The organism is Aliarcobacter trophiarum LMG 25534 (assembly GCF_003355515.1).
GTDB classification, from domain to species: Bacteria; Campylobacterota; Campylobacteria; order Campylobacterales; family Arcobacteraceae; genus Aliarcobacter; species Aliarcobacter trophiarum.
Map to the genome: position 1 here is coordinate 359,796 of NZ_CP031367.1, position 23,618 is coordinate 383,413.

Sequence of the window (23,618 nt, forward strand, 5' to 3'; positions counted from 1 at the left end):
ATATAAAAAAAGGGGCAAAGATGAATTTTGAGAAATTTTATGAGAAGAGTGCAAAAGCAAATGCAAATATGAGTTTAGATGAGTTTGCTCTAAAATTAAAAGAGGCAAATGGTAGCTTTATTAGTGAGCTACATTCAAAGTTTATATATCGAACAAAAGATGATATATTAAAACCTTATCAAGTTGAGCTTATAAAACTTCAAGCACACCTTGAAAAGCATAATGAAAAGATGATTATTCTTATGGAGGGTAGAGATGCCTCTGGAAAAGGTGGAGCCATAAGAAGAATTACAAGATATATGAATGAGAAGCATTATAGAGTAGTAGCTCTTGGAAAACCTTCAGATGTTCAAAAGACTCAGTGGTATTTTCAAAGATATGTAGAGCAGTTTCCAAAAGGCGGAGAGCTCGTGATATTTGATAGAAGTTGGTACAATAGAGCTATGGTTGAGCCCGTTTTTGGATTTTGTAGCCAAAAAGAGTATGAAGTTTTTATGAGAAGTGTTCAGAGGTTTGAAGAGGATTTAATAGACCATGGTTTTCATTTCCTAAAACTATATCTATCTGTTTCAAAAGAGGAACAAGCTAGAAGATTTGAAGAGAGAGAAGAAAACCCTCTAAAACAGTGGAAACTAAGTGAGATTGATTTACAAATGCAAAGCCGATGGGAAGAGTTTACACAAAAAAAATATGATATGTTAAAATATACTAATACAGAGAAATCTCCTTGGACGATTATTAGAAGTGATAGTAAATTTTTAGCTAGACTTAACTCTATAAAAGTTATTTTAAACTCAATTGATTATGAAGGAAAAGATGAGAGATTAGATTTTTCAGTAGATAGTGATATTGTGATTACTGCTGAAAAAGAGTTAGATATTATGGATTATAAGAGAAAATCAGGAATAACACAAGGTTTAATCTAAAAGTAACTCAGGTCTATACTCAAAGTGCATGGTATCGTAGTGATACCATCTCCCACCCCAAATAAAGCCATATTTCTCAAATATTTTTACAATTTCAAGAGGAATCTGGTTTTTATATTCAATATCACTCTTCTTTTTTCCCCAAAGCCAGTAGTTTGAATACTCTTTATTTAAATCAATAGCTATTGCAAAACTATGTGCACTAAGTCTATTTGTACCGCTTATTGTTCTAAAGTTATAAACTCCATCAGGTTTTAAAATATATTTATGAAACTCCTTTGGAAGTCTCTCTAGTTCACTACTTATTTGTTGAAGTTTTTCATTTATACCATTTATTTTTGTTACAAAAAGAGTTTGATTGTTTAAATTTGGTAGCCATTTTATTTTTACTAGGTTCTTTTCTACCTCTTTTCTATCTTTTCCATATATTTTTTTGAAAAATTCTTCATTTCTAAATCTTCCAGCATCTTCATTCTTTTGTGGAGTATAGTTTTGATTTTCTTCTATTCTTTTATATTTTATACTCATTTGGTTCTCTAAAGAGCTATCTTTTAGTATCTCTTCATAGCTTGAGTTTTTATTATTTGTAGAAAATTGTAACTTTGAACCATCTTTGAAATAGATAAAATTATCCTCGTATTTTTCTAAGAATAGAGGATAGGCAACTATTAACTTATTTGCTAAATTTTCATTTGCAAATAGATTAAGAGTTAAAAAAAGAGATAAAAAAGCTCTATTTAGCATATACTTTTTTTATATTTTCTACTTTTGAAGATAGATTTAAAAGTAGCATATCAGCTAAAACTAAAGCCATCATACTTTCAGCAACTACTGAACCTCTTATTGCTACACAAGGATCGTGTCTTCCTTTTAATTTACACTCAACTTCATTTTCATATATATCAATAGTCTCTTGCTCTATGAAAATAGATGGAGTAGCTTTAAAATATACTTTTACATTTATATCATCACCATTTGAAATACCACCTAAAATTCCACCACTATGATTTGTTTTAAATCCAGATTTTCTTATTTGGTCATTATTGTCATATCCCAAAACTCTTGAAGCTTCTATCCCATCACCAATTTCAACAGCTTTTACAGCATTTATACTCATCATAGCATTTGCAATTTGGGCATCTAGTTTATGATAAATAGGTTCTCCTAATCCTATAGGACAATTTTTTACATTAATAAGTGCAACTCCACCTACACTATTGTGAGAGTTTTTTGCTTTTAAAATAGCCTCTTTTTGTGCATTTTCTACACTTTTATCAAGAGCAAAAATTTCTGAACTCTTTGTATTTTTAAAGTCAAAAGATGATGCTTTTATTCCATCTATTTCACAAATTCCACTTTTTATATCAATATTTAACTCATTTAAAAGAAGTTTTGCAACTGCACCAGCTGCAACTCTAGCTGCTGTCTCTCTTGCACTACTTCTTCCTCCACCTCTATAATCTCTTATTCCATATTTATTAAAGTAAGTAAAATCAGCATGTCCAGGACGAAATAGATCTTTTATATTTGAATAATCACTTGATTTTTGATTTTCATTAAAAATAATCATAGCAATACTTGTTCCAGTTGAATATCCTTCAAAAACACCACTTAAAATCTCAACAACATCGCCTTCTTTTCTTTTTGTAGCAAACTCATTAAGTCCAGGTTTTCTTCTATCCATTTCACTTTGAATAAAATCTATATCAATTTTTACTCCAGCTGGAACTCCATCAACAATACACCCAAGAGCTTTACCGTGTGATTCTCCAAATGTTGTAAATCTAAATCTATGTCCAAAAGTATTCAAAGTTCTTCCTCTCTTAATTTAGTAATAGCAATTTTAGCAACAGCTTGTTGTGCTAGTTTCTTACTTTTCCCAGTAGCTTTCCCAAAACTTTTCCCATCAATCCAAATAGATACTTCAAACTCTTTTTTATGGTCAGGTCCATATGAACCTTCAACAATATACTCAGGAATTGAGGCAAATTTTGCTTGAGTTATCTCTTGAAGAGCAGTTTTATAATCACTAAATAGTACATCAAGATTTATTTTATCATAAGAGTTTTCAAGTAGATTTAAAATAATTGGTTTTAAAATCTCTAAACCACTTTCAAGATAAATAGCCCCCATAATTGCTTCAAATGCATCTGAAAGTATAGATGATTTTGTTCTTCCTTTATTTCTCTCTTCAGCATTTGAGATGAATATATAATCTCCCAAATTTATCTCATTTGCTAATTTAGTAAAGCCAGTTTCATTTACCAAACTAGCTCTTATTTTACTAAGTTCTCCTTCGTTTGATTTTGGAAATTTTGTATATAAATACTCTCCAACAATCAAATTTAAAACAGCATCACCTAAAAACTCTAGTCTTTCGTTATTATATGGTTTTTTGAAACTTTTGTGTGTAAGTGCTTCGATTATCAGGTTTTTATTTTTAAACTGATAATCCAAACACTTTTCAAGTTTTGAATAATCGCTCAATTTTTGTCCTTTTTTTTAAAATTGTAAAAGTATAACACAAATATATTTTATTTTATTGCAATGATTGGTTTGAAATTGCATAAGCCTTTGTTAGATGGTGCTTTACTTTTAAAGTTAAAACAGAGTGACAGTTTGGACATCTTGCCTCATAAAATGGATTTGAATGTTTACAAGAGTTACAAATAAATTCAAAATTTAGGTTTGTTTTTATCTCTTTTTGATGATTATTTATTAAAATTAAAATATTCAAATCAAAATCTTCACTACTTGAAACACTATTTATGTAGCCTTTTGCACTATAAAGCTCATTTAAAAATTTATTGTTATTGATTTTATCAAAATCAATATCATCTTTTCTTTGATACCATAAAATATCAATTAATTCCTCACATTTAAAGATATTGATATTTGAGAAGAAAAATTCTCTATTAAACTGGATTAAGAAAGTCACAAAAACTCTTTGAATAATACTGTTTTCTTTGAAAATTTCAAATAAAAGCTCAGTCCTTTTTTCATAAGATAAAATTGGGTCATTTAGTATAATTAAAGTATCAAAATATATCTTTTCAATAGAAACATCAATATTTAACTCTTCTAAAGCTTGAGTAATCTCTTTTGCCTTTTTATAGTTTTTTAGTTTATCATTTACCAATAAAAGGCTTTTTAAAGCATTCTTATTTCGTGGAGAAAATTGTAAAATTTTTAAGAATATCTCATTTGACCTTTGTAGAAAACCACCTTTAAAATATGTATTTCCAAGAAGTTCAAGAAGCTCCTCTTTTTTTACCCTATCTTTTACATGCTCTAAAAGTGCTAAATATACACTAATTGCTTTATTATTGTCACCTTTGTGTAAAAAAGTAGATGCTAAAAGTAAAATTGAGTCAAATGGTAGATTGTAAGTTTTATAAAGATTTATATAGTCATTCTCTTTTAGATTTCCTAATTCAAATCTACGAGATAGTTTTCTATAATCTTTTCTCGCACTTTTTTCTTTATAAATACCATAAGAGTATGTAAAAAACGATATTAGAAAAATCATAAAAACTAATAAAAGCACCCCAATAACAGGGTCTCTATACTCTAAAAATATATTATCCAATTATATAACCTTATAAAATATTAAAACAATACTTTAACATAAAAGTACATATAAAAAAATAAAACTGTATAATCTCAAAATGATAAGAAAAGAGTCCATAGAGAGTTTAAAAAATTACCTTGATATTGTTGATGTTATTTCTCAGTTTTTAGAACTGAAAAAATCTGGTGCAAATTTTAAGGCTTGTTGTCCATTTCATGGAGAGGATACTCCATCCTTTGTAGTTAGTCCAGCAAAGCAGATATATCACTGTTTTGGCTGTGGAGTTGGTGGAGATAGCATTAAATTTTTGATGGAATATGAAAAACTCTCATATCCTGAGACTATTGAAAAACTAGCTTCAATGTACAACTACACTTTAGAGTACGATACAAATAGTGTAAAAAAAGCTGATAATAAAATTCTTGAAGATATAAATGCTTTTTATCAAAAGCAGTTTTTACTAGATGAGAATATACAAAACTATATAAAAGATAGAGGAGTTTTTAAACTTTCAATAGAGCGGTTTGAAATAGGTTATGCAAGTAGTTCTAGTAGCACAATAGATTTTTTAAAAGCAAATCACTATAATTTAAATGATGCAATAGAACAAGGAGTTATTAGCCAGGGTGAAAATGGACTATATGCAAGATTTATTGATAGATTAATATTTCCTATTTACTCTATAAATGGAAAACTTGTAGGTTTTGGAGGAAGAACTCTTACAAATCACGGTGCAAAATATGTAAACTCTCCTCAAACACCACTTTTTAATAAATCAAAACTTTTATATGGTTATCATCTAGCCAAAGAGAAAATCTATAAATCAAAAGAGATAATAGTTTGCGAGGGCTATTTGGATGTTATAATGCTTCATCAAGCTGGATTTAATAGTGCAGTTGCAACATTAGGAACAGCTCTTACAAAAGAGCATTTACCACTTTTAAGAAGAGGAGAACCCAAAGTAATTCTATCTTATGATGGAGATAAAGCTGGACAAAATGCAGCTTTTAAGGCTTCTGTTATGCTTAGTCAAAATGGCTTTGATGGTGGAGTTGTTATTTTTGAACAAGGTCTTGACCCAGCTGATATGGTAAAAGATAGAAAAATAAATGAGTTAGAAGAACTATTTTCAAATCCAACTCCTTTTGCTATTTTTTCAATAAGTTACATAATTTCAAACTATAATATAAATAATCCAGTTGAAAAGCAAAAAGCTTTAAGTGAGGCAAATGAGTATTTAAATAGTTTAAGTCAACTTTATCAAGAGGAGTACAAAAAGTTTTTGGCTCAAAAGTTAAATATAAAAGAGAGTTTAATAAAAGTATCAAATAGTAGTTATAGAAAAAATAGTGTTGAACTTTCAAAAGTTGATATTGCAGAACTTTGTATTATAAAGTCAATACTTGATGATCCTAGAAGATTAGATATAGTTCTGGATAAAATAGATAAAACAATGTTTGAGTATCATCAAGAAGAGTTTGAAGAGTTATTAAATGATATAAATAGTAGCTCTTTAAATAAAATTATATTAAATGATAAGTTGGAAAGCTATGATGAAACAAGATTAAATAGAGAGTTACTAGTACTGCTACATAAGTTCTATTCAAATAAACTTTTAAGTTTATCTTATGATAATAGTATGAATTTTAAAGAGAAAGTAAATCAAATAAGAAAAGTAAAAGATAATTTATACCAGTTAAAACAAGGAAAACTTGTAAGTTATAATTTATGACTAAAGACTAACTAATAAATTTAATCCCCCCCTTACCTAGCAAACTAAAATAAGTTAAAGACTTACCAAACTATATGGAGGCTAAAATCTTTTTTATGCCTCCTTCTCTTCCAATTAAATATTCATAATTTTTAAATAATTTATTTAAAATAACATATTTTTTAATTTTTATTAAAGATTATTTTTTATATTATCTTTATATGTAAATTTTTTTTATTAAATCAATAGATAAAAGTAAAAGGGAAATATAAATAACTATTATCTTTTGATGAAAGTAAAACTAATAATTTTAGAAATAAATAGGAGCAAACTTAAGATAGTTATGTAAATTAAACACTAAGGAGGAGAAGAAAGATGAATTTCAATAAAGAGTATAAAAATAGGTTTAGAATACTAAAAGGTGGATTGGTATCTTTAGTTATTTCAAGTTGTTTGTATGGAGCACCAAGTGGAGGGCTTGTTGGAGGGAATGAAAACTCTTCTATATCTAACTCATATGCTACAGGAGAGGTAAGTGGAGAAAATGGTATTGGAGGTCTTGTTGGACTTAATAGTCACCACTCTACTATAGAAAATTCATATGCAACAGGAGATGTATTTGGTGAAGATGTTGTTGGAGGATTTGCTGGATATAATGAGAGAGATATTTAGCTCTTTTTATAATAAAGCAAAATCAACTCAAACAAATGGTATAGGAGATAATCAATCAACTCAATCAGAGGTATATTCTAAAACAACTGATGAGATGGCAGATATAGAACTTTATAAAAGCCGTGGATGGACTATAACTCTTGATGAAAATGCTCTAGATATTCCAACATTTGACTCAAATGGTAATTGGGTAATTAAACCTGTAGATAGTCCAAGTGAAGTTGAAAAACCTACTAAATATACTAAAACTGATAAACATGGTGAAATTATAAAAAGTATCGCTTATAATAGTTTTATCTATAAAAAAGATAGATTCAATATAGATGATATAAACACAATTTATAAAAAAAGAGATACAAATATAGAGCTAAAAGATGGTGGTATTAACTTACCAAACAGTAGATTAAGTCAAGTTTTTAACTCATTTTGATAGGCTGTTAATTGGCTAAGGTTTAATATATAAAATTATCTGCCAAAGTTATAAAAGAGGGAAGATATACTTAATTAAATTTGTTTTATATATAAAACTCCAATATCCCTTTAAAGAAAGTTTAATAAAATCTTAGATATTATTCCCGTTCGAAAAATGCAAATTAGTATAAAAACCAACCCTAGTTATGCTTATAAACAAGAAGAGGATGAAAAGATGTACGCAATTATCAAATGTGGTGGAAAACAGTATAAAGTATCAGAAGGTGATATTATAGATATTGATTACACTGGTAAAGCTGCTAAAGAGAGTTTAGAAATAACGGATGTTATTGCAGTTAATAATGGTGAGTTAAAAACAGGAGCTGCAGTTTCAAGTGCAAAAGTTGAAGCAGTTGTTGTTTTAGATGGAACAGGTGTAAATAGAGATAAAAAAGTTGTTATTTACAAAAAAAGAAGAAGAAAAGATTCTAAGTTAAAAAGAGGTTTTAGAAAAAGCTTCACTAAAATTAGAATTACAAAAATTGCTGCTTAAGCATTAAAAAAATTTAAGGAGAAATAAAATGGCTCACAAAAAAGGTCAGGGTAGTACTCAGAACAATAGAGATTCAGCTGGTAGAAGACTTGGTGTTAAGAAATATGGTGGTGAAGTTGTAGCTGCTGGAAATATTATTATTAGACAAAGAGGAACAAAAGTTCACTTAGGAAATAATGTTGGTATGGGAAAAGATCATACAATATACTCTTTAATTGACGGTGTTGTTAAATTTGAGATTAAAGATAAAAAAAGAAAAAAAGTTTCTGTTTACGCTTCGTAGGCAAGAGATTTAGTTTTTTTTGAAAAGGGTGTATGTTTTACCATACACCCTTTTTTTATTTATAAAGGAAAACTATGTTTATAGATAGTGCAAGATTTAGTGTAAGTAGTGGAAAAGGTGGACAAGGTTGTGCCTCTTTTAGAAGAGAAAAGTTTGTTGTTCAAGGTGGTCCAGATGGTGGAGATGGTGGACGTGGTGGAGATGTTTACTTTGTTGTAGATAATAACACAGATACTTTATCTTTTTATAAAGGGAAAAGAGTTTTTAAAGCAGACAAGGGACAACCAGGAATGGGAAGACAAAAAACTGGTAAATCTGGAGAACATCTTATTTTAATAGTACCTCCTGGAACACAAATAATAGATGATGATACAGATGAGATTTTATACGATTTACTTGAAGATGGTGAGAAGTTCCTTTTTCTTGAAGGTGGAAAAGGTGGACTAGGAAATGTTCACTTTAAAAACTCAAGAAATCAAAGACCTACATATTTCCAACCAGGGCTTCCAGGTATTTCAAAAAATATAAGATTGGAACTTAAGCTAATAGCAGATGTTGGACTTGTAGGCTATCCAAATGTTGGGAAATCTACTTTAATATCTGTAACATCAAATGCAACTCCAGAAATAGCAAATTATGAGTTTACAACACTTACTCCAAAATTGGGAGTTGTAAATGTTGGAGAGTATAGTTCTTTTGTAATGGCTGATATTCCTGGAATCATTGATGGTGCAAGTGAAGGAAGAGGTTTAGGACTTGAATTTTTAAAACATATAGAAAGAACAAAGACACTTCTATTTACAATAGATGTTGCAAATCATAGAACTATGATTGAGCAATATAATGTTTTAAAAGAGGAGCTTTTAAAGTTTTCAGAAGAGCTTGCACAAAGAGATTTTGCAATAGTTTTGAGTAAAATAGATGCTTATTATGGTGAAGATTTACAAAAAGATATAGAGGAGTTTTTAAAAGCTTTAAATTTAGAAAGCTCAAGTAAAAATGAGTTTAAATTTGATAATAATTTACCATATTTTGTACAAGATTTAATCTTTTCAAAAAAAGATAGTAGTAAGCCATATTTTGTTTTACCAATCTCTTCCCTTGATAAAACAAATATTAATTCACTAAAATATGCACTTTACACTATGCTAGGAAAGTAGATGAAACGAATAGTTATAAAAGTTGGAACGGCTGTTTTAACACAAGATGATAATACGAAATTAGCATTAAATAGGATAGAGAATCTAGTAAAATTAATCTCAACATTAAAAAATGATAAAAAATTAGAGATTATCTTTGTTAGTTCAGGAGCTGTTGGGGCTGGTTATACTTTGTTGCAATTAGATAAAAAAGATTTAGTAAATAAACAAGCTTTAGCAGCAGTTGGTCAACCTGTATTAATAAAGACTTACCAAGAGCTTTTTTCACAATATAATATAGATATTGCTCAAATGTTATTTATAGCAGATGATTTTGATTCAAGAAAAAGATCTAAAAATGCAAAAAATGTTATGGAAAGGTTGCTTGTAAACAATATCTTACCAATTATAAATGAAAATGATATTATTTCGACAGAGGAGCTAATAGGAGACAACGACCAATTAGCAGCATATATAACTCACTATTTTAAAGCTGATATGTTAGTTATTTTAACAGATATTGATGGATATTATAATAAAAATCCACGAGAATTTCCTGATGCAGAACTTCAAAAAATAGTATCAACAATAAGTGAAGATGAGCTATTTAAAAAACCTAGTGCAAATTCTAAATTTGCAACAGGTGGAATAGTAACAAAACTAAAAGCAGCTGATTTCTTAATGCAAAAAGATATTCCTATGTATTTAACTAGCGGTTTTGATTTAACAAATGCTTATGAGTTTTTAGTAAATAAAAACCACAAAAGTGGAACGATTTTTAAAAAATAGGAGTTTTATATGAAAAAAAAGATTTTATTTATGGGAACTCCCTCTTATGCAACAGAGATTTTAAAAGAGCTTATATCAAATAAAAACTATGAAGTTGTAGCTATTTTTACTCAAGAGGATAAACCTGTTGGAAGAAAACAGATTTTAACACCACCACATATAAAACAATATTGTATAGAAAACTCTATTGATATTCCAATACTGCAACCTAAAAAGATAAAAGATAACCTTGTAGCATATATAACTATAAAAGAGTTAGAACCAGATTTTATTGTTGTTGCTGCCTATGGTCAGATTTTACCAAAAGAGATTTTATCTGTAGCCCCTTGTATCAATTTGCATGCTTCAATTTTACCAAATTATAGAGGAGCAAGTCCTATTCAAGAAGGAATTTTAAATGATGATAAGTATTTAGGAGTTACTTCTATGCTTATGGAAGAAGGACTTGATTGTGGTGATATATTAGGAGTTTCATATCTAAAAAATGAAAAAAATATGCTTGTTGATGAAGCTTTTACAAAGTTATCAATTTTAGCAACAAAGCTTACAATTATAACTTTAGATAATTTTGATAAATTAAAGCCAATAAAACAAAATAATTCAGAGGCAAGCTTTTGTAAAAAGATTAAAAAAGAGGATGGAGAAGTTGACTTTTCTAGTGCGAAAGAGCTATTTTTAAAATATAAAGCGTACTCTTTTTGGCCAACTGTTTTTTTGAAGTCAGAGCTTAAATTAAAAGATATAGAGCTTATAGATGACAACTCTTTAAATATTGCTGGAGAGATTTTGGATATTTCAAAAGATTATATTATTGTTGGTTGTGAACAGGGGAGATTAAAAATTAAAACTCTACAAGCTCCATCAAAAAGTTCTATAAATAGTGTTGAATATATAAGAGGACAAAGATTAAATATAGGAGAAATTTTAAATTAAATTAAGTTATATTTACTTTAGTTTAAAATCTTTTGTATATAATCCACATAAAATTTTTAATAGATAAGAAATAAAGGAAAAATGTTATGTCAAAAGAGATAGTTTTAGATGATTATGCTTTTTTAGTTAGTGAAACTGATGAAAAAGGGATAATTATCTTTGCAAATGATGACTTTTGCAAGATAGCTGGATATGGAATTGATGAATTAATAGGAAAACCTCATAATACTGTAAGGCATCCAGATATGCCAAAAAGTGCATTTAAAAGCTTATGGGAAACTGTAAAAAGTGGTAATATTTGGACTGGATATGTAAAGAATGCAACAAAAGATGGGAATTATTATTGGGTATATGCAACTGTCTATCCAACAATTACAAGTGAAGGAACAAAAGGTTACCTATCTTGTAGAAGAAAAGCAAGTGCCGAAGAGATAGCTTCTCATGAAATTTTATATGCAGAGCTAAAAAAGAGTGAAAAAGTAGCTTAAGATTTAAAATCTTAAGCTAAGTAAGAAACAAACATAGTAATTGTAAATAGACTTACAATTACTCCTAAAACTAAAGAGTTTATAGCAATTTTTTCATCTAAGCCACCTTTTATAGCTAAAACTGCAGCCATTGTCATAGGAGGCATTGCAACTTCTATTATTGTAACTTTTACCCAAGTTTCATCAATATTGTAGAAAAATTTAAATATAAAAAGTATAATAATTGGAACTATAATCATCTTTAAAACAACAGCAACACTTACTATATGTAATTTCGTAAATATATGTTTTAGCTCCAGTTTCATTCCTATTGCAATCATAGCAATTGGTACAAGAGTACTTCCTAAATTTGAAGTTGTATATAAAATATATTTTGGAACTTCAAAGTTTTTTGCAAATATTGTAATAAAAAAAACAATCATTGGTGGAAATAAAAATATGGATTTTGATATATTTAAAATAGAGTTTTTCCTTCCACTTCCCCATGTTATAATAATCATACCAACAGATACTAAAAGTAAAAATGAGCCAAAAATATCATAAATAACTCCATAAACAATAAAATCTTGACCATAGAAAGCATCAATATAAGAAAAACCTATAAAAGAGGTATTTCCAAAAGTTGCCATAATCATAAAAGTAGCAAGACTAACTCTAGATAGCTTCATTGCTTTTCCAATAATATATGATAAAAAAAGATTAAAAAATATTATTCCCATAAACATAAGAATAAGCCACAAAATTTTTGTATCTAAATTAAGTGGGTAAATTTTTGAAAAAACAATAGCTGGAAGTGAAAAATAAATTATAAAATCCACAAGAGCTTTTGAGTTATCTTGAAAAATGATTTTAAATAGATAACCAAAAAGCAGATAAATAGCTATTGGTAAAATAGGGTCTAACATAAACTCTCCTTTAGAAGTTTTGATTATAATTAATATAATCTTTTAAAAAAGTTATATATAATTTCAAAATGAAAATTATAAGATTATATGAAGTTGATTCAACACAAAAATATTTAAAAGAGTATGTAAGTAAAAATGATAAAGAACTCCCTTTGTGCGTGACAGCAAAGATACAAACATCAGGAGTTGGAAGTAGGGGTAATTCATGGGTTGGAACAGATGGAAACCTTTTTTTCTCTTTTGCTCTAAAAAAAGAGAATTTACCACAAGATTTGCCTCTTCAAAGTGCTAGTATATATTTTACTTTTATATTAAAAGAAATTTTAGAGAAAAAAGGGTCAAAACTATTTTTAAAATGGCCAAATGATTTCTATATAGAAGATAAAAAAATTGGTGGAGCAATAACTTCTATTTCTAAAGATATACTTTTTTGTGGAATAGGCTTAAATCTTTTTGAAGTAGATAGTAGTTTTGGTAAACTTGATATAAAACTAGATATAAATGAGGTATTAGAGTTATATTTTAAAGAAATTGAAAAAAAGACTTCATGGAAGCAAATTTTTAGTCTATTTAAGATAGAATTTATTCATTCTAAAAAGTTTCAAGCAACTATTGATAATGTCAAAGTTTCACTTGAGAAAGCTATTTTAAATAGCGATGGTTCTATACAAATTGAAAACAAAAAGGTATTTAGTTTAAGATGACAGAGATTATTTCAATAGCAAATCAAAAAGGTGGAGTAGGAAAAACTACAACCGCAGTAAATCTTAGTGCGGCTTTAGCACTAGATGGTAAAAAAGTGTTACTAATAGATGCAGACCCACAAGCAAATGCTACAACTTCTTTAGGATTCCATAGAGATACATATGAATATAATATTTATCATGTAATGCTAGGAACAAAAGACCTTTCAGAGATTATTTTAGATTCTGAAATAGAAAATTTAAAAGTTGCCCCTTCAAATATAGGTCTTGTAGGAATAGAAAAAGAGTTTTATAAAAATACTAAAGAGAGAGAGCTTGTACTAAAAAGAAAAATTGATACGGTTAAAGCTGATTATGATTATATAATTATTGACTCACCTCCTGCTTTAGGACCAATTACAATAAATACTTTGGGTGCTTCAACATCTGTTTTGATACCAATTCAGTGTGAATTTTTTGCATTAGAAGGTTTAGCTCAGCTTTTAAATACAATAAAACTTGTAAAACAGACTATAAATAAAAGTTTACAAATAAGAGGGTTTTTACCAACAATGTATTCATCTCAAAATAACCTTTCAAAGCAGGTTTTTGCTGATTTAGCACAACACTTTGAAAATAAACTATTTAAAATTGATGATGACTCATATGTTGTAATTCCAAGAAATATAAAATTAGCAGAGAGTCCTAGTTTTGGTAAGCCAATAATGCTTTATGATACATCATCAATTGGGACAAAAGCATATACAAACTTAGCAAAAGCGATTATTGGTTAAATTTTTTTAAGAGGAAAATAAAATGGCATTAGGAAGAGGATTAGGAGAACTTTTAGGTGAAGTTGAGACAGCATATGGTAAATCTGCTGGAAACTCAAATAGTGGAGTTAAGAAGATTGAAGTATCTTTGATTAAGCCAAATCCAAATCAGCCAAGAAAAATATTTGATGAAGAGAAACTTCAAGAGTTAAGTCTATCTATAAAAGAGCATGGACTTTTACAGCCAATCGTTGTTGTTGAAGATGAAGATGGAACTTATACTTTAATTGCAGGTGAGAGAAGATTAAGAGCCCACAAATTGGCGGAACTAGAAGAGATTAAAGCCATTATTGTTAGTGAAGATGAGTTTAGATTAAGAGAACTTGCATTAATAGAAAATATTCAAAGAGATGATTTAAATGTGATAGAGTTAGCTTTTTGCTATGCACAGCTTTTAAATGAGCATAATATTACTCATGAAGAGTTATCAAAAAAAGTTTTCAAAAGTAGAACTTCTATTACAAATACTTTAAGATTATTACAATTAAGCTCTTATGTGCAACAGTTTTTAGCCACAGATAAACTTAGTGCTGGTCATGCAAAAGTTATGATAGGTTTAAGTAATGATGAACAAAAAATGGTTTGTGATACGATTATTGGTCAAAAACTTTCTGTACGTGAAGCAGAACAGTTAATTAAAGATTTAAAAGATAAAGATGCACCAAAAAGAAAAAAAGAGAAATTTGTAAATAGTTATAATATTAATAATCTAAAATCATTTGTAGAATTTTTAAAAAATGATAAAATAAAAGCTAAAATAGATAAAAATTCAATTAAAATTGAATTTAACTCTCAAGAAGATATAGAGAAGATAAGTAGTTACTTTAAGATACAATAAAATAAAATTCTTTTCATTCCTTTTAATTTTTAATATAAATTTATAGATAAATTTGATACACTTTAAACGTTTTAGTTAAACTAAACTGTAAAAATATGGAGGAATGAATGTTAGACATAAGTCCTGTACTATTGCTTAGTTCTGGTATCATCTTTCTTTTAGTGGTTGCTAGACTAAACAGTTGTCTTTTTAAGCCTATACTTCAACATATGGATGAAAGATCTGCTCAAATCAAAAAAGATTTAGAAGATTCAAAATCAAATAGTGCTGATGTAGATGGTTTTTTAGCGGAAGCAAATGAGTTGATTTCAAAAGCTAAAAGAGAGGCAGCTGCTATTAGAGAGCAAGCTTATAAGGAAGCAAAAGATAGTGCTGATGTTAAACTTGCAAGTGCTAAATTAAATTTAGAAGCAAAATCTGCTGAATTTGCTAAGAGTTTACAAGAAGAGACAAAAGCATTAAAATCCTCTTTACTGTCATCAATGCCACAATTTAACGAAAGCTTAAAATCTAAGCTTAGTTCAATATAGGAAGTGATAATGAAAAGAGTACTATTACTATTAGCTATGGCTATGGTTCCAGTTGCATTATTTGCAAGTGAAGGTGCGGAAACGAACTATGATATAGTTCAAAGAACCGTTAATTTTATTATATTTGCTGCAATTTTATGGTATTTACTTGCTGATAAAATCAAAGCATTTTTTGCTAATAGAACTTTGGGAATTCAATCTGAACTAGATAAGGTTCAAGAGAGTCTAAAAGCTTCTAAAGATAGAGTTTCTGAAGCTCAAAAAAAATTAGATGATGCAAAAAAGATTTCTGCTGAAATTATTGAAAGTGCAAAATCTGATATAGAAAATATTAAACAAAAAGTTTCAACATCTATTGATACTGATATCGCAAATTTAAGTAAAAATTTAGATGAAATGATAAAAGTTGAAATTTCTAAAGCTAAAAAGCAAGTTGTTGCTGAGATACTTGATGAGCTATTAAATTCAGAAAATATTAAACTATCTCAAGATGAGTTAGTAAATATTGTTCTTAAAAGGGTGGCTTAATGAAAGATTTAATAGCAAAAAGATATGTAAAAGCTTTGGTTGATGGAAGAGATTTGAGTAGTGTAACTTTGATTTCTGAGAAATTAAGTGAAGTTTCAAAAGCTTTTTCAAGTGATAAATTTAACTCTATTTTGGCATCTTCTGATATAAATGAAGTTGAAAAAACAAAGTTTGTTTTATCTATTATAGATAATGCAGATAAAAGTTTAGAAAACTTTATAAATTTACTTGGTGAAAAAAGAAGATTAGATATTATCCCTCAAGTAGCTTTTGAGTTAAAAACTCAAATTGCAAAGATGAATAGTAGTTATGTTGGAACAGTTTATACAAATAAAGAGTTATCAAAAAACTATATATCTTCGATAGAAGAACAATTTAGTAAAAAATTTAATGTAAAACTTTCATTGTCACAAAATGTGTGCGATTATGATGGTATTAAAGTTGATATAGATGGACTAGGTGTTGAAATATCTTTTTCTAAAGATAGATTAAAAACTCAGTTAATTAATCATATTTTAAAAGCAGTTTAGAACTTAATAAAGGAGAAATTTGAATGGGTGCAAAAATTCAAGCAGATGAAATCAGTTCGATTATTAAAGAGAGAATTGATAACTTTGAATTAAATGTAGATGTAAACGAAACTGGTAAGATTATATCTTATGCAGATGGTATTGCACAGGTTTACGGTCTTAAAAATGTTATGGCTGGTGAGATGGTTGAGTTTGAGAATGGCGAAAAAGGTATGGCTGCAAACTTAGAAGAGTCTTCAGTTGGTATCGTTGTTCTTGGAAAAGGTACAGGTCTTAGAGAAGGTACTTCTTGTAAAAGACTAGGTGAGCTTCTTGAAGTTCCTGTAGGTGAAGCATTAGTTGGAAGAGTTGTAAATGCTCTTGGTGAACCAATTGATGGTAAAGGTGCAATTGCTTCTACAGAAAAAAGATATGTTGAAGAGAAAGCTCCTGGAATTATGTCTAGAAAATCTGTTCATGAACCACTACAAACTGGTATTAAAGCTATTGATGCATTAGTTCCAATTGGAAGAGGGCAAAGAGAGCTTATTATTGGTGATAGACAAACTGGTAAAACTACAGTTGCTATTGATACAATTTTAAACCAAAAAGGTGAGAATGTAATTTGTATTTATGTTGCAATTGGTCAAAAATCATCTTCAGTTGCTTCAGTTGTAAGAACACTTGAAGAAGCAGGAGCTATGGATTATACAATTGTTGTAAATGCATCAGCAGCTGATTCAGCAACATTACAATTTTTAGCACCATATACAGGTGTTACAATTGGTGAGTTCTTTAGAGATAATGGAAAACATGCTCTTATTATTTATGATGATTTATCAAAACATGCAGTTGCATATAGAGAGATGTCATTAATTTTAAGAAGACCTCCAGGAAGAGAAGCATACCCAGGAGACGTATTTTATCTACACTCAAGATTACTTGAAAGAGCTGCTAAAATGAGTGATGAAAAAGGTGCTGGATCAATGACTGCACTACCTATTATTGAAACTCAAGCTGGAGACGTTGCTGCATATATTCCAACAAACGTAATTTCAATTACAGATGGACAAATATTCCTAGAAACAAACCTATTTAACTCAGGAATTAGACCTGCTATTAATGTTGGTTTATCAGTTTCAAGGGTTGGTGGAGCTGCTCAAATTAAAGCTACAAAACAAGTTGCTGGTACATTAAAACTTTCTCTTGCTCAATATAGAGAGCTTGAAGCCTTTGCACAGTTTGCATCAGATTTAGATGAAGCAACAAGAAGAGAGTTAGAGCTTGGGCAAAGAATGGTTGAAGTATTAAAACAAGGTGTTAACAAACCACTAGTTATTGAAAAACAAGTTGTAATTATTTATGCTGGTACTAAAGGGTACTTAAATGATGTTGCTGTTAAAGATGTTGTTAGATTTGAAAATGAGTTACATTCATTTATTGAGCAAAAATATTCAAATATTTTAGATGCAATTAAGTCAAGTCAAAAAATTGATGATAATACAGAAACACAATTAAAAGCTGCATTAGAAGAGTTCAAAACTGTATTTAATGCAAACTAAGGACTAGTCTATGGCTAACTTAAAAGAGATAAAATTAAAAATAAGTAGTGTTAAAAATACAGAAAAAACTACAAAAGCTATGAAGCTTGTTTCTTCTGCAAAACTTACAAGAACTAGACAATTGTCTGAGCAATCAAGAAGTTATGCACACAAGATAAATGAGGTTTTATCTGATATTGCAACACGAGTTAGCAAAGTTCAAGATGATGGAAATATTGGTAGAGCATTTGTACAAAATTCAACTCCAAAAACAGTTGATATCGTTTTTGTAACTGCCGATAAAGGACTTTGCGGTGGTTTTAATGTGGCAACAATTAAAACTGTTGGTAAGTTAATAAATGAATATGAAGCAAAAGGTGCAAAAGTAAGATTAAGAGCTGCTGGGAAAAAAGGAGTTGAATTCTTCTCTTTTCAAGGTAAAACATTAGAACAAAAAACTATTGAATTATCATCAGCTCCAACTTATGAGAAAGCATCTGACTTTATAAAAGTCGCTGTAGAAGATTTCAAAAATGAACTTACTGATAAAGTAATAATTGTATATAATGGTTTTTTAAATATGCTAACTCAAGAAATTAGAGTAAAAGAGATATTGCCAGTTGGTTTAGAAAAAGTTGAAATAAAAGAGACTACTTCTATGCTAAATATTGAACCAGATGATGATGATGAAGTTTTAAAAGAACTTACTGATAAATATATTGATTTTAATATGTATTATGCATTAATTGACTCTTTAGCTGCAGAACATAGTGCAAGAATGCAGGCTATGGAAGCTGCAAGTAAAAATGCAAAAGAGAAGGTTAATAGTTTAACAGTTGAGTATAATAAAGCAAGACAAGCTGCAATTACAACAGAGCTGATAGAGATTATCAGTGGTGTTGAAGCATTAAAATAATTTAATAAGGAGAAGACCTAAATGAAAGGTAAAATTATTCAGGTAATGGGCCCTGTTGTTGACGTAGAGTTCGACGGGTATTTACCAGAGATTAATGAAGCTATCGACGTTCCAGTTGAGGCTGGAAAAGACAGGTTAGTATTAGAAGTAGCTGCTCATATTGGTGATAGTAGAGTAAGAACTATTGCTATGGATATGACAGATGGATTAACAAGAGGTCAAGAGTGTATAGCTACTGGTGGACCTATTAAAGTTCCAGTTGGTGAAGCAGTACTTGGAAGAATTTTTAATGTTATTGGTGATCCAGTTGATGAAGGTGCAGCAATTCCAGCAGATGTTGAAAGATGGTCTATTCATAGATCAGCTCCTGAATTTGAAGAGCAATCAACAAAAACAGAGATGTTTGAAACAGGTATTAAAGTAGTTGACCTTTTAGCACCATATTCAAAAGGTGGTAAAGTAGGATTATTTGGTGGAGCTGGAGTTGGTAAAACAGTTATTATTATGGAATTAATCCATAATGTTGCATTTAAACACTCTGGATATTCTGTATTTGCAGGAGTTGGAGAAAGAACAAGAGAAGGAAATGACCTTTACCATGAGATGAAAGACTCAAACGTTCTTGATAAAGTTGCACTGTGCTATGGACAAATGAGTGAACCACCAGGTGCTAGAAATAGAATTGCTTTAACAGGACTTACAATGGCTGAGTACTTTAGAGATGAAAAAGGACTTGATGTTCTTATGTTCGTTGATAATATCTTTAGATTTGCTCAATCAGGTTCTGAGATGTCGGCACTTTTAGGAAGAATTCCTTCAGCTGTTGGATACCAACCAACACTTGCAAGTGAAATGGGTAAATTACAAGAGAGAATTACATCTACTTCTAAAGGTTCTATTACTTCAGTTCAAGCTGTTTATGTTCCAGCGGATGACTTAACGGATCCAGCACCAGCTTCTGTTTTTGCTCACCTTGATGCAACAACAGTTTTAAATAGAAAAATTGCAGAAAAAGGTATCTACCCAGCAGTTGATCCACTAGATTCTACTTCAAGAATTTTAAGTGCTGATATTATTGGATTAGAGCATTATAGTACTGCAAGAGGTGTTCAATCTGTTCTTCAAAAATATAAAGATTTACAAGATATTATTGCAATTCTTGGTATGGATGAGTTATCAGAAGCTGATAAACTTGTAGTTGCACGTGCAAGAAAAATCGAAAGATTCTTATCTCAACCATTCTTCGTTGCTGAAGTATTTACAGGAAGTCCTGGGAAATATGTTGAGCTAAAAGATACAATTGCAGGTTTCCAAGGAATTTTAGATGGTAAATATGACCATGTTCCTGAAATGGCATTCTATATGGTTGGTGGAATAGATGAAGTTCTTGCAAAAGCTGAGAAAATGAAATAAACCATAAAGGGTTACAGTATGGATACAATTAAATTATCAATAGTTACTCCAACGGGTAGCATATTTAATGGTGATGTAAAGACTGTAACTCTCCCTGGAAAAGAGGGAGAGTTTGGTGTTTTACCTGGACACTCATCATTAGTATCAACTCTTAGTGTTGGTGTAATTGTTATTGAAAAAATCGATTCTACAGAAGCAGTCGCTATTAACTGGGGACATGTTAAAGTAGATGAAAAATCAGTTGATGTATTAGTTGATGGAGCTATTGCATTAACAGGAGGAAAAGATTCAGAGATTTCAAAAAATATTGAAGCAGCAAAAGAGTTAGTAAATTCAGTTAAAGATTCAAAAGTATCAATGGCTGCAGTTGAAGCAAAAATTAACTCATTCGCATAAAAATATATGATTTCTACATTACTAAATTATTTGGCAAATAGTAGCGCTATAACTTATATAGTTTTAGCGTTATTGTCAGTTTATACGATAGTTGTTTTTTGGATATTCTTTTATAGAAATAGTGCATTAAACCGTTTAATAGCAAATGAAAAAAGATCTTTAGAGATTTTAACAACAAGTCAATCTAAATTTTCCCCACTTTCTCTTTTAAATCAGTGTTCAAATGGTGTTGCTTCAAAAGAGATTTTACATGCTTGTGAAATAAATATTATTAAAGAAGCAAGTGTTGGTGTTTCTTGGCTTGCTATTATATCTTCAACATCTCCATTTATTGGACTTTTTGGAACAGTTATTGGAATATTAGAGTCATTTGCAAAATTTGCAAATCAATCAAAAGTTGCATTTTCTATCATAGCTCCAGCAATCAGTGAAGCTCTTGTAGCAACAGCAGCTGGTATATTTGTTGCAATATTTGCTTATACTTTCCATCAAATTATTTCAAGAAAAATATATGAGCTAAATATTTATTTAAAAGCTCAAGCAGAAATAATAGTAGCTAAAGGGTAAAAATTGTTTGATTTTAATCAAAAACCAGATTTAAATATTACTCCTTTAGTTGATATTATGCTTGTTCTTCTTGCAATTTTAATGGTAACAGCTCCAGTTATTGAGTTTGAAGAACCTATAAATCTTCCAACAGGAAGTAAATCTCAACAATCTCAAGATGTAGCTAAAATTGACATTATTATTACAAAAGATAGAAATGTTACTTTAAATAAAAGTAAGGTTGAAATATCAAATTTTGCAGATAGCTTTTTACTTTTCTCAAAAGGTAAAGATCAAAATACTCCAATACATATAAGAGCCGATAAGAGCTTAAAATATGATGATATTATATATGTTCTAAAATCAGTTAAAGAAGCTGGTTTCTTCAAAGTTGCTTTAGTAACAGATGGGTAAAAATGCAAAATAATTCTTCATTTATTATTTCAGGTATTGTTGCATTTTTTATCTATTTTTCAATATGTTTTTTAGTTATGTTTTATATATTCTCACCAACAAAAGAGAGTGTAAATATAACTCCTAACTCTACAACAATAGAACTTGATATGATTGAAGAGATAGCAGAAAAAAAGATGGTTGAAAGAAAAACAGAAAAGATTATAAAAGAAGAGGTTGTTGAAAAATCAACATCAGCTTCAAATGAAAAAAAACCAGATCTAAAATCTTTATTTGCAAATGTTAAAGAGACATCAAATAAAGTTATAAAAGAAGAGGTTAATAATGTTGAAAAATCTATTGACCCAAAAAGATTTAAGTCAAAATTTGAGAAAGAGAAAAAATCATCAAATATAAAAATTGATAAATTATTAGAAGATGAGAAAACTGCAACAGATTCAAAGCTTAAAAGCTCTGCAAAGGGAGATAAAAGTGATGATTATGCAAGTAAAATTTATGAAATTTTACAAGCAGGAGCTCCAATATCTCAAGATACAAAAGTTTTAGCAAAAGTAATAATCATAGTTGATGAAAATGGAAAATTTGATTATAAAATACAAAAAACATCTAGTGATGAGGGTTACAATGAGGCTCTAAAATCATATTTAGATACTCAAAGAGGAGTTCCGTATCCTATTCCACCAAATGGAAAAGGTGTTAGATATTCAGTTGATTTTAAATTTGAAGGATAAAAAATGAAAAAAATATTTTTGTTAATATCTATATTTATTAGTTCTGTTTTTGCAGAAGTTGATGGACACTTAGATATTGTGAAAAAAGGTATGGTTTTACCAAAAATTGGTATTTCTATTGCTAGTGATAGTTTAGAAAGAGATACTTTAAGTAAGATAAAAAAAGCACTTACAGATGATTTTAATGTAAGTGGGCATTTTGAAGTTGCAAATATTTCATCTGTATCAGCTTATGATAGTTTACCAGATATTTTAGGTTTATCTAATCAAGGTGTAAATCTGTTTGTAAACCTTTCAGCAAAAAAAGATACAAATGGTAATTATACTTTAATGACAAAGTTATATGATATAAATTCAAGAGCATTGGTTTTAGAAAAAAATTATACAACTTCACTTGAAGAGAGATTTGTATTTTTAGCTCATAAAGCGGCAATTTCTATAAATGATCATTTTAAAGCTCCTAGTATCTCTTGGATGGATAGATTTGTAGTGTTTTCAGTTTATGAGGCTTCAGGAAAAGCAGATATTATGATAGGAGATTATACTTTAACTTATAAAAAAAGAGTTGTAAGTGGTGGTCTTAATATCTTTCCTAAATGGGCAGATAAAGAGCAAAAAACTATCTATTATACATCATACAACTATAAAAAACCAACTTTAGTTAAATTAAATATTTATAATAGAAGCAAAGATGTTATCATGGATTCAGATGGAATGTTAGCTTGTTCAGATGTAAATGCTGATGGAACTAAACTTTTAATAACTGCATCACCAACAGGGCAGCCAGATATATTCTTATATGATACAAGAACAAGAGCAAAAAAACAGATAACAACTTATAGTGGAATTGATGTTGGTGGACAATTTGTTGAAAATGATAGCAAAATTGTATTTGTATCTGATAGATTAGGAAACCCAAATATTTTTGCTCAAACTATTGGTTCAAGTGGTGTTGAGAGATTAGTTTTCCATAGCAACAATAATTCATCTGTTACTTCAAGTGGAAATAATGTGATTTTTAGTAGTAAAGATGCAAGTAATGAGTTAGGGAAAAGCTTTAATTTATATCTGATTTCTACAAAATCAGATAGCTTAAAAAGATTAACTTCAAGTGGAATAAATCAGTTTCCAAAGTTCTCAACTGATGGACAAAGTGTACTATTTTTGAAAACAGATGGTACGAGCTCTATAGGAATTATAAGATTAGAACATAATAAGTCTTTTCTATTCCCACTTACAGGGAAAAGAATTCAATCTATAGATTGGTAAAATTGTAATTTTAGAGCTTTTAGCTCTAAAATAAAAAAAGATAGTTTCTACTGAAAATATCTTAAAAATTATAAAAAATATAAACAACAA

Annotated in this window: 29 protein-coding genes; 24 read left to right on the forward strand and 5 right to left on the reverse strand. The window is 29.1% G+C overall.

Annotation, left to right across the window (positions count from 1 at the left end):
* Positions 1-20: 20 nt before the first annotated feature.
* Complete coding sequence (gene ppk2 / locus ATR_RS01910; protein ID WP_115427811.1) at positions 21-926, forward strand: polyphosphate kinase 2; 906 nt, start codon at positions 21-23, stop codon at positions 924-926.
* Here ppk2 and ATR_RS01915 read toward each other — a convergent pair.
* Genes ATR_RS01915 through ATR_RS01930 form a run of 4 tightly spaced genes read right to left on the reverse strand, consistent with a single transcriptional unit; the run spans position 918 to position 4,515 of the window.
* Positions 918-1,670, reverse strand: coding sequence for a M15 family metallopeptidase (locus ATR_RS01915; RefSeq protein WP_115427812.1), 753 nt, complete (start codon positions 1,668-1,670; stop codon positions 918-920). The two genes, ppk2 and ATR_RS01915, sit on opposite strands and share 9 nt — an antisense overlap.
* A complete protein-coding gene (gene aroC, locus ATR_RS01920; RefSeq protein WP_115427813.1) occupies positions 1,660-2,736 on the reverse strand; it encodes a chorismate synthase in 1,077 nt (358 codons plus the stop codon). The genes ATR_RS01915 and aroC overlap by 11 nt, the downstream gene beginning before the upstream one ends.
* Positions 2,733-3,413, reverse strand: coding sequence for a ribonuclease III (gene rnc, locus ATR_RS01925; RefSeq protein WP_115427814.1), 681 nt, complete (start codon positions 3,411-3,413; stop codon positions 2,733-2,735). The genes aroC and rnc overlap by 4 nt, the downstream gene beginning before the upstream one ends.
* Before the next feature lie 52 nt (positions 3,414-3,465).
* Positions 3,466-4,515 carry a tetratricopeptide repeat protein gene (locus ATR_RS01930; protein ID WP_115427815.1) on the reverse strand — a complete coding sequence of 350 codons (1,050 nt, stop codon included), beginning with the start codon at positions 4,513-4,515 and terminating at the stop codon, positions 3,466-3,468.
* Positions 4,516-4,594: 79 nt separating this feature from the next.
* Between ATR_RS01930 and dnaG the strand changes: the two genes are divergently transcribed.
* The 9 genes from dnaG (at position 4,595) to ATR_RS01975 (ending at position 11,476) form a co-directional block, all read left to right on the forward strand.
* Positions 4,595-6,229, forward strand: coding sequence for a DNA primase (gene dnaG / locus ATR_RS01935; RefSeq protein WP_115427816.1), 1,635 nt, complete (start codon positions 4,595-4,597; stop codon positions 6,227-6,229).
* A gap of 354 nt (positions 6,230-6,583) precedes the next feature.
* Positions 6,584-6,880 (forward strand): GLUG motif-containing protein, encoded by a 297-nt coding sequence (locus ATR_RS01940; protein WP_115427817.1) that lies wholly within the window; start codon positions 6,584-6,586, stop codon positions 6,878-6,880.
* Positions 6,864-7,310, forward strand: a complete 447-nt coding sequence (locus tag ATR_RS01945; protein WP_115427818.1) for a hypothetical protein — start codon at positions 6,864-6,866, stop codon at positions 7,308-7,310. Before ATR_RS01940 ends, ATR_RS01945 begins: the two co-directional genes overlap by 17 nt.
* A 216-nt stretch (positions 7,311-7,526) precedes the next feature.
* Entirely contained in the window at positions 7,527-7,844 is a 318-nt protein-coding gene (rplU, locus tag ATR_RS01950) for a 50S ribosomal protein L21 (protein WP_115427819.1), read from the forward strand.
* Between the two features lie 28 nt (positions 7,845-7,872).
* Positions 7,873-8,127, forward strand: a complete 255-nt coding sequence (gene rpmA, locus ATR_RS01955) for a 50S ribosomal protein L27 (protein WP_115427820.1) — start codon at positions 7,873-7,875, stop codon at positions 8,125-8,127.
* A gap of 74 nt (positions 8,128-8,201) precedes the next feature.
* A complete protein-coding gene (gene obgE, locus ATR_RS01960; RefSeq protein WP_115427821.1) occupies positions 8,202-9,287 on the forward strand; it encodes a GTPase ObgE in 1,086 nt (361 codons plus the stop codon).
* On the forward strand, positions 9,288-10,055 hold the full coding sequence (gene proB, locus ATR_RS01965; protein ID WP_115427822.1) for a glutamate 5-kinase: 768 nt from the start codon (positions 9,288-9,290) through the stop codon (positions 10,053-10,055).
* A 9-nt stretch (positions 10,056-10,064) separates the two neighbouring features.
* The gene (gene fmt, locus ATR_RS01970) at positions 10,065-10,988 is read left to right on the forward strand and encodes a methionyl-tRNA formyltransferase (protein WP_115427823.1); all 924 of its coding nucleotides are present in this window, start codon (positions 10,065-10,067) and stop codon (positions 10,986-10,988) included.
* A gap of 86 nt (positions 10,989-11,074) precedes the next feature.
* Positions 11,075-11,476 (forward strand): PAS domain-containing protein, encoded by a 402-nt coding sequence (locus ATR_RS01975; RefSeq protein ID WP_115427824.1) that lies wholly within the window; start codon positions 11,075-11,077, stop codon positions 11,474-11,476.
* A gap of 11 nt (positions 11,477-11,487) precedes the next feature.
* Here ATR_RS01975 and ATR_RS01980 read toward each other — a convergent pair whose 3' ends face one another.
* A complete protein-coding gene (locus ATR_RS01980; RefSeq protein WP_115427825.1) occupies positions 11,488-12,381 on the reverse strand; it encodes an AEC family transporter in 894 nt (297 codons plus the stop codon).
* A gap of 68 nt (positions 12,382-12,449) precedes the next feature.
* Here ATR_RS01980 and ATR_RS01985 point away from each other — a divergent pair, with 68 nt between their 5' ends.
* The 14 genes from ATR_RS01985 (at position 12,450) to tolB (ending at position 23,528) form a co-directional block, all read left to right on the forward strand.
* On the forward strand, positions 12,450-13,085 hold the full coding sequence (locus ATR_RS01985) for a biotin--[acetyl-CoA-carboxylase] ligase (RefSeq protein WP_115427826.1): 636 nt from the start codon (positions 12,450-12,452) through the stop codon (positions 13,083-13,085).
* Positions 13,082-13,858, forward strand: a complete 777-nt coding sequence (locus tag ATR_RS01990; RefSeq protein ID WP_115427827.1) for a ParA family protein — start codon at positions 13,082-13,084, stop codon at positions 13,856-13,858. The genes ATR_RS01985 and ATR_RS01990 overlap by 4 nt, the downstream gene beginning before the upstream one ends.
* A gap of 22 nt (positions 13,859-13,880) precedes the next feature.
* Positions 13,881-14,735, forward strand: a complete 855-nt coding sequence (locus ATR_RS01995; RefSeq protein ID WP_115427828.1) for a ParB/RepB/Spo0J family partition protein — start codon at positions 13,881-13,883, stop codon at positions 14,733-14,735.
* A gap of 107 nt (positions 14,736-14,842) precedes the next feature.
* Entirely contained in the window at positions 14,843-15,265 is a 423-nt protein-coding gene (locus ATR_RS02000; RefSeq protein WP_115427829.1) for a F0F1 ATP synthase subunit B family protein, read from the forward strand.
* Positions 15,266-15,274: 9 nt separating this feature from the next.
* The gene (locus tag ATR_RS02005) at positions 15,275-15,793 is read left to right on the forward strand and encodes a F0F1 ATP synthase subunit B (RefSeq protein WP_115427830.1); all 519 of its coding nucleotides are present in this window, start codon (positions 15,275-15,277) and stop codon (positions 15,791-15,793) included.
* Positions 15,793-16,323, forward strand: a complete 531-nt coding sequence (locus ATR_RS02010; protein ID WP_115427831.1) for a F0F1 ATP synthase subunit delta — start codon at positions 15,793-15,795, stop codon at positions 16,321-16,323. Before ATR_RS02005 ends, ATR_RS02010 begins: the two co-directional genes overlap by 1 nt.
* A 23-nt stretch (positions 16,324-16,346) precedes the next feature.
* Positions 16,347-17,864, forward strand: coding sequence for a F0F1 ATP synthase subunit alpha (gene atpA, locus ATR_RS02015; protein ID WP_115427832.1), 1,518 nt, complete (start codon positions 16,347-16,349; stop codon positions 17,862-17,864).
* A 10-nt stretch (positions 17,865-17,874) separates the two neighbouring features.
* A complete protein-coding gene (atpG, locus tag ATR_RS02020; protein ID WP_115427833.1) occupies positions 17,875-18,759 on the forward strand; it encodes an ATP synthase F1 subunit gamma in 885 nt (294 codons plus the stop codon).
* 21 nt (positions 18,760-18,780) lie between these two features.
* Positions 18,781-20,172 (forward strand): F0F1 ATP synthase subunit beta, encoded by a 1,392-nt coding sequence (atpD, locus tag ATR_RS02025; RefSeq protein WP_115427834.1) that lies wholly within the window; start codon positions 18,781-18,783, stop codon positions 20,170-20,172.
* Positions 20,173-20,190: 18 nt separating this feature from the next.
* A complete protein-coding gene (atpC, locus tag ATR_RS02030) occupies positions 20,191-20,568 on the forward strand; it encodes an ATP synthase F1 subunit epsilon (RefSeq protein ID WP_105914640.1) in 378 nt (125 codons plus the stop codon).
* A 30-nt stretch (positions 20,569-20,598) separates the two neighbouring features.
* A complete protein-coding gene (locus tag ATR_RS02035; RefSeq protein ID WP_228254242.1) occupies positions 20,599-21,135 on the forward strand; it encodes a MotA/TolQ/ExbB proton channel family protein in 537 nt (178 codons plus the stop codon).
* A 3-nt stretch (positions 21,136-21,138) separates the two neighbouring features.
* Positions 21,139-21,528: a biopolymer transporter ExbD gene (locus tag ATR_RS02040; RefSeq protein ID WP_115427836.1), complete on the forward strand. Its 390-nt coding sequence runs from the start codon at positions 21,139-21,141 to the stop codon at positions 21,526-21,528.
* 2 nt (positions 21,529-21,530) lie between these two features.
* On the forward strand, positions 21,531-22,259 hold the full coding sequence (locus ATR_RS02045; RefSeq protein ID WP_115427837.1) for an energy transducer TonB: 729 nt from the start codon (positions 21,531-21,533) through the stop codon (positions 22,257-22,259).
* A 3-nt stretch (positions 22,260-22,262) separates the two neighbouring features.
* Positions 22,263-23,528: a Tol-Pal system protein TolB gene (gene tolB, locus ATR_RS02050; protein ID WP_115427838.1), complete on the forward strand. Its 1,266-nt coding sequence runs from the start codon at positions 22,263-22,265 to the stop codon at positions 23,526-23,528.
* The last annotated feature ends 90 nt before the right edge of the window (positions 23,529-23,618 follow it).